General features: G+C 72.2%; 8 protein-coding genes. 3 read left to right on the forward strand and 5 right to left on the reverse strand.

Annotated features, from left to right (window positions below; all coding sequences use genetic code 11):
• Position 1: 1 nt before the first annotated feature.
• Positions 2-871 (reverse strand): LysR family transcriptional regulator ArgP, encoded by an 870-nt coding sequence (locus RB608_RS27030; RefSeq protein ID WP_308091202.1) that lies wholly within the window; start codon positions 869-871, stop codon positions 2-4.
• Positions 872-951: 80 nt separating this feature from the next.
• Here RB608_RS27030 and RB608_RS27035 point away from each other — a divergent pair, with 80 nt between their 5' ends.
• A complete protein-coding gene (locus RB608_RS27035) occupies positions 952-1,569 on the forward strand; it encodes a LysE/ArgO family amino acid transporter (RefSeq protein ID WP_308091203.1) in 618 nt (205 codons plus the stop codon).
• A 3-nt stretch (positions 1,570-1,572) separates the two neighbouring features.
• Here the strand turns inward: RB608_RS27035 and RB608_RS27040 are convergent, their stop codons facing one another.
• Together RB608_RS27040 and RB608_RS27045 are read right to left on the reverse strand one after the other, a co-directional pair.
• Positions 1,573-2,052 (reverse strand): 2Fe-2S iron-sulfur cluster-binding protein, encoded by a 480-nt coding sequence (locus tag RB608_RS27040; protein WP_308091204.1) that lies wholly within the window; start codon positions 2,050-2,052, stop codon positions 1,573-1,575.
• A gap of 10 nt (positions 2,053-2,062) precedes the next feature.
• Complete coding sequence (locus RB608_RS27045) at positions 2,063-4,432, reverse strand: molybdopterin cofactor-binding domain-containing protein (protein ID WP_308091205.1); 2,370 nt, start codon at positions 4,430-4,432, stop codon at positions 2,063-2,065.
• 119 nt (positions 4,433-4,551) lie between these two features.
• On the opposite strand from RB608_RS27045, the gene RB608_RS27050 reads away from it, so the two are divergent.
• A complete protein-coding gene (locus RB608_RS27050; protein ID WP_308091206.1) occupies positions 4,552-4,767 on the forward strand; it encodes a hypothetical protein in 216 nt (71 codons plus the stop codon).
• An 18-nt stretch (positions 4,768-4,785) separates the two neighbouring features.
• On the opposite strand, the gene RB608_RS27055 is transcribed toward RB608_RS27050, so the two are convergent.
• Positions 4,786-5,424: a hypothetical protein gene (locus RB608_RS27055; RefSeq protein ID WP_308091207.1), complete on the reverse strand. Its 639-nt coding sequence runs from the start codon at positions 5,422-5,424 to the stop codon at positions 4,786-4,788.
• Between the two features lie 41 nt (positions 5,425-5,465).
• Here RB608_RS27055 and RB608_RS27060 point away from each other — a divergent pair, with 41 nt between their 5' ends.
• Positions 5,466-5,822 carry an HNH endonuclease signature motif containing protein gene (locus RB608_RS27060; RefSeq protein WP_308091208.1) on the forward strand — a complete coding sequence of 119 codons (357 nt, stop codon included), beginning with the start codon at positions 5,466-5,468 and terminating at the stop codon, positions 5,820-5,822.
• Here the strand turns inward: RB608_RS27060 and RB608_RS27065 are convergent.
• Positions 5,807-6,000 (reverse strand): hypothetical protein (locus RB608_RS27065; RefSeq protein ID WP_308091209.1); only part of this gene is annotated, 194 nt, incomplete at its 5' end. The two genes, RB608_RS27060 and RB608_RS27065, sit on opposite strands and share 16 nt — an antisense overlap.

Below are 6,000 nucleotides of genomic sequence, written 5' to 3' on the forward strand. Positions count from 1 at the left end.
CTCAGCGGAGCCCCTGGCGCGCCGCGCGCCGTACGTCGTCGGTCAGCGCGGCGAGGGCCGGGCTGTCGAGGCGCCAGCGCTGCCAGAAGAGGGGGACGACGACCGGGCGGGCACCGGGCAGCCGGACCACCTCGCCCGCGACGAGGCTCGGGGCCAACTGCGGGTCGAGGAGCATCCCCCAGCCGAGACCCGCGCGGATCGCCTCGTGGAAGTCGGGCGTGCTGGGCACGCGGTGTACGACGGGCGGGCGTCCCGCGCCGTGGGCGGCGAGCAGGTCGTCCTGCAGGTGGTCCTTCTCGTTGTAGACGACCAGCGGCATCGCCGCCCAGTCGATGCCGCGCCCGCGGCGATGCCGCTCGACGAGCCAGGGCGCGGCGGCAGCCGTGTAGCGGATGCCGCCGAGCCGCTCGACCACGCAGCCCTGGACCGGCCGCGGCTCCCCCGTCACGGCGGCCAGCACCTCACCGCGACGCAGGAGGTCGTCGGAGTAGGCCTGATCCTCGACGTGCAGCCGCAGCGCCGTCCCCGGTCGCCGCGCGACCGCGGCCAGCACCGGGCGGAACCAGGTGGCCAGCGAGTCGGCGTTCACCGCGACGGCCAGGTCGACGACCTCGTCGCCACCGAGACTCGCGGCCGCCTCGGTCCCGAGCAGCCGCAGCTGACGCCCGAGCCGCACGAGCGGCTCCCCCGCGGGCGTCACGGTCGCCGGCGTCGTACGACGGACGAGAACCTGGCCGGCCGCCTGCTCCAGCGCCCGGACCCGCTGGCTCACCGCACTGGCCGTGACGTGGAGGCGCCGGGCCGCGGCCTCGAAGGTGCCCTCCTCGGTGATCGCCACGAGCGTCTCCAGCTGGGCCGGGTCGAAGCGCATGGATCTCATGTTAAGCAATGCTTAGGTTCCTGCAGAAACATTCGCTGGTCTTCACCCCCGGACGATCCTAGGTTCGTGCCGTGCTCGCCCCCGCCCTCGCCGGCCTGCTGACCACGGCGTCCCTCATCGTCGCGATCGGCGCCCAGAACGCCTACGTCCTGCGCCAGGGCCTGCTCCGCTCCCACGTCGGCGTCGTGGTCCTCATCTGTGCGGCGTCCGACGCGCTCCTGATCGCGGCCGGCATCGCCGGCGTCGGCACGCTCGTGGACCGGGCGGGCTGGGCCCTCGTGCTCGTGCGGTGGCTGGGCGTCGCCTTCCTGCTCTGGTACGCCGCGGCCTCGCTGCGTCGCGCCGCGCATCCGGAGTCGCTCGCGGCCGCTGCCGGTGACGGCGGCACCGAGACCCGGCGCGGCGTCGTCACCCGCACGGTCCTGCTGACCTGGCTCAACCCGCACGTCTACCTCGACACGCTGCTCCTCATCGGCTCCGTCGCCACCGCCCACGACGGCGGCGAGCCCGCCGGTCGCTGGTGGTTCGGGGCCGGGGCGGCGGTGGCGAGCGTGCTGTGGTTCTGCGGGCTCGGGTTCGGGGCCCGGCTGCTGGCCCCGCTCCTCGCCCGTCCGCGCGCATGGCAGGTGGTGGAGCTGTGCATCGCGGCGACGATGGTGCTGGTCGCGGCGAAGCTCGCTCTGGGCTGAGCGCTACATCTGGTCGGCTCCGGCCCTGATCGCCTCCCTGATCCTCGGGTAGGTGCCGCAGCGGCAGACGTTGCGGATCGAGTCGAGGTCGTCCTCCGTGATCGCCCGGCGCTCGGCGCGGACCCGCTGGACCAGCGCGACGGCCGCCATGATCTGGCCCGGCTGGCAGTAGCCGCACTGCGCGACGTCATGCTCCAGCCAGGCCTCCTGCATCGGATGCAGACCGTCGCCGGGGACGGTGTCGGCGAGTCCCTCGATGGTGGTGATCTCGTCGTCCGGTCCGAGCGCGCCGACCGGTACCGCACACGGGTTGAACGCCTTGCCGTTGATGTGGGAGGTGCAGGCCTTGCAGACGTTGATCCCGCAGCCGTACTTGGGTCCGGTCACGCCGAGGACGTCGCGCAGGACCCAGAGGATGCGGACGTCGTCCTCGACGTCGACCGTCACGGTCTCGCCGTTGAGCTGGAAGGTGTGCGTGGGCATGACGGTCACCTCAGGAGACGTGGTCGAGGCCGTTGACCGGCGACTCGGGGACGGGCGGGACGAACGGCTTCGGCTCGAAGTGGAGGGGGTCGTGGAAGTTGATCGGGAACTCCGTCGGCATCGTCCCGGTAGCGCGCGCGTAGGCGCAGGCCACCGCCGCCATCGAGGCGGCGACGCCGGCCTCGCCGATGCCGCCCGGCTCCTTGCGGTCGGAGTCGAGCACCTCGCAGCGGAACTCGAACGGGGTGTTCCACTGCCGGGTGTAGGCCGAGTTGTCCCAGCTGGCCTCCAGGAAGCGTCCGTCGACCAGGTGGTTGCCGTAGCTCAGCGCCTGGGCCATGCCGTCGGAGAAGCCGCCCATCATCTGGGCCTGGATGCCGAGCGGGTTGATGGCGAGGCCGCAGTCGACGACGACGGTGGCTTTCGTGACCCGCGGCCCGGTGACGGCGTCGCGCACCTTCCGGTTGACCGTCTCGGGCCGGCAGTCGATCTCGACGAGGACCGCGGTCGCGCCCTTGTACTCCTTGTGGATCGCGATGCCCTGCGCGGTGCCCGCGGGCATCGCGCGGCCCCACTCGCCCAGCTCGGCCGCGCGCCGCAGCACCCGCTTCACGATGCCGCTCTTCGCGTACCGCAACCGGAACGCCACCGGGTCCAGCCTCAGCTTCGCGGCCAACCGGTCGACGATGAGTTCGTTGGCGCACCGTACGTCGGGCGAGTAGATGTTGCGCACCGAGCTGGTGTTGAACCTGTCGACGTCGAGGTTCGACTCGTTGAGCAGCTGGGTGACGACCCCGAAGTCATAGGGCAGCTCCTGGCTGAGCAGGAAGATCGTCTCGGAGAAGCCGAGATTCGCCAGGCCCGTCGGCAGCGCCGCGACCTCGGCGGTCAGCCGCTCCCCCAGCCCGTGGGTGAAGTCCGTGGACACCGACGTGTGGCGCTGCTCGAAGCTGATCACGCTGCCGAGCAGGACGGTGGCCCGGATCCGCGACGTGGCCATCGGGTGCACCCTGCCCTGGCGCGGCTCGTCGGCCCGGTGCCACATCAGCTTGACCGGCGCGCCGAACGCCTTCGACGCGTGCGCCGCCTCGATCGCGGCGTCGCTGAACAGCTTGCGGCCGAAGGAGCCGCCCCCCTGGACGACGTTGACCGTCACCTTGCCCTGCGGCAGCCTCAGGGCGCGGGCCACCTTGGACTGCGCGTCGATCGGCGACTTCAGCCCACCCCAGATGGTGGCGGAGTCGGCACGGACGTCGGCGACCGCGCAGTTGGGCTCGAGGGCCGAGCCGCTGCGGAAGTGGAAGACGAACTCGCCCTCGACCGTCGTCGCGCCGAGCTTGGGCACCGCGAGCGGCAGCTCGGCCCGGCGCAGCTCCTTGAGGATGTCGGCCGACGACCTGCCGGCCACGGTGCCGGCGTTCCACACGACATCGAGAGCCCGGACGGCGTCGATGCACTGTCCGAAGGTGCGGGCGCGGACGGCGACGCCGGTCGGGATGATCGCGACGTGGGTGACACCCGGCATCGCCGCGACCGCCGCCTGGTTGCGGACCTCCTTCGCCGTGCCGTTGAGGTCGGGGGCGCGGCAGACCATGGTCGGCAGTGCGCCGGGGACGTCCCTCTCGGTCAGGTCCATGGCGAACCGCTTGCGGCCGGTGACCGCGTCGAGCGCGTCGACCCGTCGCCGCGGCGTACCGACGATCGTGTGCGCGGCCTCCGCCTTGAGCTCGACCTCCACCTGCCGCGTGGTCTCCGGCGCCGCGAGGGCCGCCGCCTCGCCGTACGGCAGCGCGTTGCCGAGCAGGTCGAAGATGACGCCGCCCTTCACGGTCAGGGTCTCGACCAGCGCGCCGAGCTGGATCGCGGCCGCGTCGAGCAGCGCCTTGCGGGCCACGGCGGCTGCCACCCGGATCGGGGTGTACGTCGAGATGGTCGTGTTGGAGCCGCCGGTCAGCTGGTTGAACAGCAGCTCTCTGCGCGCAGGCGCCAGCGTCACGTGCACGCGCTCGAGCGGCAGATCGAGCTCGTCGGCGATGATCATCGCCGTCGAGGTCGTGATGCCCTGTCCGACCTCCATCCGCGGCAGGGCGAAATGCGCGTCGCCCTGCTCGTCGATGTGGATCGCGATCAGGGCCGACGTCGGCAGCGCGCAGTGGGTGAGGAAGTCGTTGAGGTCGTAGAGCTCCGGGATCTGCGGCACCGACGGGATCGGCAGGCCCGCGGCCCGGGCCGGTGCGGCGCCGAGCGCGAGGTCGGCGGCGACGACGAGGCCGGTCCCGCCCATCACATAGCCCACGAAGGAGCGACGGCCGATCCCGGCCGGCGGTGGTACGGCGTTCGGTAGTGCGGGCGCGCCGACAGGCCCGAGTGACTTCCCCATGACTGACTTCTCCCGAGATGAGATGACGGTCACCCCAGGAGACCAGCAGGAGATTGGCCGAAGGTTGGTCCGCCCGGCCTGAGTGGAGCCGCGGTGGAGCCGCCGAGTAGCCTGCGGGCGTGGACCAGGATCGCTACGGCGCACGCCCGCGCTGGCAGAAGCTGCTGTTCGGGCTGCCGCCGGCGATCCTCCTGCTGCTGGTCGGCGGCTACTGGACGCTGCTGTCGTGGGGCGTCATCGGCGACACGAAGTCCGAGACGTTCTCGGTCATCGGCCCGATCATCGCCGGCTTCGGCGTCGCCCTCGGCTGGGTCGTCCTGCAGCGTCGGCACTGACGGCGCTGACGGCACCGATCAGCCGCGCCGCACGTGGGGCGAGATGAGCGCGGTGCGCACCGACATGCCGAGGTCGCGGTGCCGCAGCGTGGTGATCCGCCGCCCGGGCTGCACCGCGTTCTTCACCGGCGAGGTCCGCTCTCCGAGAGACGCCGCCGCGGCGTCGATGTCCGCCACGGTGTGGGTGAGGCCCCACAGACTCGACGGGCCCTCCCCCTCGTCGTCGGGTGAGCCCACGACCTCGAGGATCACCTCGCCGAGGCGGAGGAACAGCTGCCGTACCGGCGTCCCGGCGAGCACGCCCTCCCGCTCCCGGCGTACGTCGAGCCCGATCGCCTCCAGCGCGGCCCTCGTCCGGGCGACGGCGGGCGAGAGCACCACCACGTGATCGAGGTGCGTGACCCCGTTGGCGTGGGTCGCGGGCGCGGGCGGCGGCGCCGTCGAGGAGGTGGTCGCGATCCCGTCGAGGTCGGGTGCGACCGGGCCTCCCGCCAGACCGCGCAGCGACCAGCCCACGATCCCGGTGCCGCGCGCGCGGCCCACCAGGCGGATCCGGACGGTGCCGACCCGGCAGGTGTCGTCATCGACCGTGAAGCCGGCGGCGCGCCAGGCGTGCGGAGGGTCGGCGACGAGGATCTCGTCGATAGTCACGGCCACGCTCCGACCCTAGCGACGCGGGAGACGCGATACTCGTCCGCGTGAACCGGAGCCGCGCCGCGACGTACGCCCGCCGCCGCAAGCGGCGGATGGCCAAGGTCGAGCACGACCTGACCGATGCCCAGTGGGCCGCGATCCTCGAGGCGTGGGCTGGATGCGCCTACTGTGGCGCCGACGGCGCGGCGCTGCAGAAGGACTGCATCCTGCCGATCTCGCGCGGTGGCCGCTACACGCTCGCCAACGTCGTGCCCGCCTGTCGCTCGTGCAACGCCAGCAAGTGCAATCTCGAGGTGGTGACCTGGATGCGCCGCAAGAAGCTGGACGAGCGTGCCTTCCTGGTGCGCCAGGCCGAGACGCTCCGTGCCCTCATCTCCGGCGGCGATCAGGCGGCGGTGTAGTCCAGCAGCAGCTGCATCACACTCCACTCCGCGCGGGTCGGAGTATCCGCACCGGTGGTGGCGGTGATGCGTCTCGTGCCGGTCGGGTCGACCAGGTAGTGGGCCCCGTGGGGATCGCGCCAGATCACGATCCCGGGGAACGGATGTCGGGCCTGCCAACCGGCGTGGGTCTTGATCC

Source organism: Nocardioides sp. LHD-245, from assembly GCF_030929495.1.
In the GTDB taxonomy this organism is placed as follows: domain Bacteria; phylum Actinomycetota; class Actinomycetes; order Propionibacteriales; family Nocardioidaceae; genus Nocardioides.